Origin of the sequence: Sphingopyxis sp. RIFCSPHIGHO2_12_FULL_65_19 (assembly GCF_001830555.1) — a bacterium.
Classification (GTDB): domain Bacteria; phylum Pseudomonadota; class Alphaproteobacteria; order Sphingomonadales; family Sphingomonadaceae; genus Sphingopyxis.
Map to the genome: position 1 here is coordinate 66,476 of NZ_MIAM01000057.1, position 2,308 is coordinate 68,783.

Consider the following 2,308-nt stretch of genomic DNA (forward strand, 5'->3'; position numbering starts at 1 on the left):
TTATGGAAATCGAAACCGTCGCCGCCACCCCATCGCACAAGGGACGTCCGCGCGAATTTTGCGTCGATGCCGCGCTGGCTGCGGCGCTGCGCGTCTTCTGGTCCAAGGGCTATGAGGGTGCCTCGATGGCCGATTTGACCGAGGCGATGGGGATTACCAAGCCCAGTCTTTATGCCGCCTTCGGCAACAAGGAAGCGCTCTTCAACAAGGCGCTCGATCTTTATGAGCGCGAAAAGGCGGACTATATGCACGCCGCGCTCGAGGCGCCGACCGCGCGCGGGGTCGCCGAACGGCTGATGTACGGCGCGCTCGACATGCACAGTTGCCCCGAAAATCCCAGCGGCTGCCTGGGCGTCATCACGTCGGTGGCGTGCGGTGCCGAGGCCGAATGCATTCGTGACGCCGTCGTCGCGCGCGGCGCCACGGCAAAGCGCGCGATGCTCGACCGATTCGCACGGGCGAAGGAAGAGGGGGATTTCCCCCCCGACACCGACCCCGACGGCTTGGCGCAATTCCTGATTGCGGTGAACCAGGGCATGGCGGTCCAGGCGGGCGCGGGCGCGACGCGCGCCGAACTCGAACGGTTGGTCGAAACCAGTCTGAAGCTGTGGCCGGGGCGCTAGTAGAAAAATTTTTACTGCCCGGTACAGAATGCGGTTGACGCAGCGCAGCAATACTTATATACCACTCAGTATACAAAGATAAGCTCTCCCCCGAGACCGGCCGCCGCGTGACAAGCATCATGCGGCGGTCGGAACTTTCATCATCAGATATTTTCCCGGGAGCGAGTCCTGTTCCGGTCGGGCGCATGTTGGCGCTTGTCCGCAAGATATAACGGGGGCCGGCATGGGCATTTTCGGATGCGCGTGGCCGGAGGGGCTGCCCTGCTGTCCGCAGCAGGCCGTCCAGCAAAGAGGAATGTTTCAAGACTGGACCGAAGGCATGCGCTTTCGGGGCCGTGACCTGCTGCGCCACGCGCGCGGCCGAACCGAATGAAGAGAAGAGGGCATTTTCATGACCGTCCACACCCCGATCGAAAAGCTTGACCCCGCTGATGCGAAGGTACGCCGTGAACTCAGGACCCTGCTCCATCCGGCCCGCGGCCGCCGCGCGGCGTGGATTGGCGCATTTTTCGTGCTCGTCATCGGCGCCTGGTGGCTGCTTCGCGCCGGTCCGCCGCCGGCGGCCGCCGCGCCTGCGCCGGTGCTGACCGTCGCCGCGCCGATCGCGCGAGATGTGACGTTGTGGGACGATTATATCGGCCGTTTCGAGGCATCGAAGTCGGTCGAGGTGCGGCCCCGCGTGTCGGGCGCGATCACCGCGATCCACTTCACCGACGGGCAGATCGTGCGCCAGGGCCAGCCGCTGTTCACCATCGACCCGCGCCCGTATCGCGCCGCGCTGGCCGAGGCGCGCGCGTCGGCCGCCAGTGCGCGCAGCGACCTGGCGCTGGCAAGGCTGGAACTTGATCGCGCCAGCCGTCTCGTCGATATCGAAGCGGTGTCGCAGAGCGAGATCGACCGGCTCCGGGCGCGCGTCAACGCAGCCAATGCCGCGCTCGCCGGCGCCGACGCGCGCATCGCGGCGCGTGCGCTCGACGTCGAATTCACCACCGTCCGTGCACCGCTCTCCGGCCGCATTTCGGATCGCCAGATCGACGCGGGCAATCTGGTGTCGGCGGGCGACGCCGGCGGCACCTTGCTGACGACGATCAACGCGCTCGACCCCGTCTATTTCACCTTCCAGGGCTCTGAAGCCCTGTTCCTGAAGACGAAACGCGAAGGCGGCGACCAGGGCGCGACCGTCGAAGTCCGCTTGCAGGACGAGGGCGAGTATCGCTGGAAAGGGCAGCTCGATTTCACCGACAACGGTCTGGACCCGCGGTCGGGGACGATCCGCGCCCGCGCCAGCTTTCGCAACCCCGAAATGTTCCTGACCCCCGGCATGTTCGGCAACATGCGCCTGTCGACCGGACAGACGACCCGCGCGCTGCTGATCCCCGCCGCGGCGGTGCAGACCGACCAGGCGCGCAAGATCGTCTATGTCGTCGGCAAGGACGGGATGGTTGCGGCGAAACCGGTCGAGATCGGCCCCGAAGTCGATGGCCTGCGCGTCATCCGCGCCGGGCTGGCGCCGACCGACCGCGTCGTGATCACCGGATATCAGTTCGCCCGCCCCGGCACCAAAGCGGTGACCAAAGCGGGTCGGATCGCCGCGGTGGCACCGCCAAAAGGCACGGCAGATGCGGTCGAGCCGGTGTCGGCACAGGCGACTTTCGCGAAGTGATCTAATCACCCCTCCCGCTTGC

Annotated in this window: 2 protein-coding genes; both read left to right on the forward strand. The window is 66.2% G+C overall.

All coding sequences use genetic code 11. The features are described from left to right. Positions 1–2 precede the first annotated feature (2 nt). Positions 3–623, forward strand: coding sequence for a TetR/AcrR family transcriptional regulator (locus A3E77_RS16240; protein ID WP_293647832.1), 621 nt, complete (start codon positions 3–5; stop codon positions 621–623). Positions 624–1,014: 391 nt separating this feature from the next. After that, entirely contained in the window at positions 1,015–2,286 is a 1,272-nt protein-coding gene (locus A3E77_RS16245) for an efflux RND transporter periplasmic adaptor subunit (protein WP_293647834.1), read from the forward strand. Positions 2,287–2,308 lie beyond the last annotated feature (22 nt).

Coding starts and splice junctions, on each gene's coding strand:
- A3E77_RS16240 (WP_293647832.1), top strand. CDS start 3: ATGGAAATCGAAACCGTCGCCGCCACCCCATCGCACAAGGGACGTCCG.
- A3E77_RS16245 (WP_293647834.1), top strand. CDS start 1,015: ATGACCGTCCACACCCCGATCGAAAAGCTTGACCCCGCTGATGCGAAG.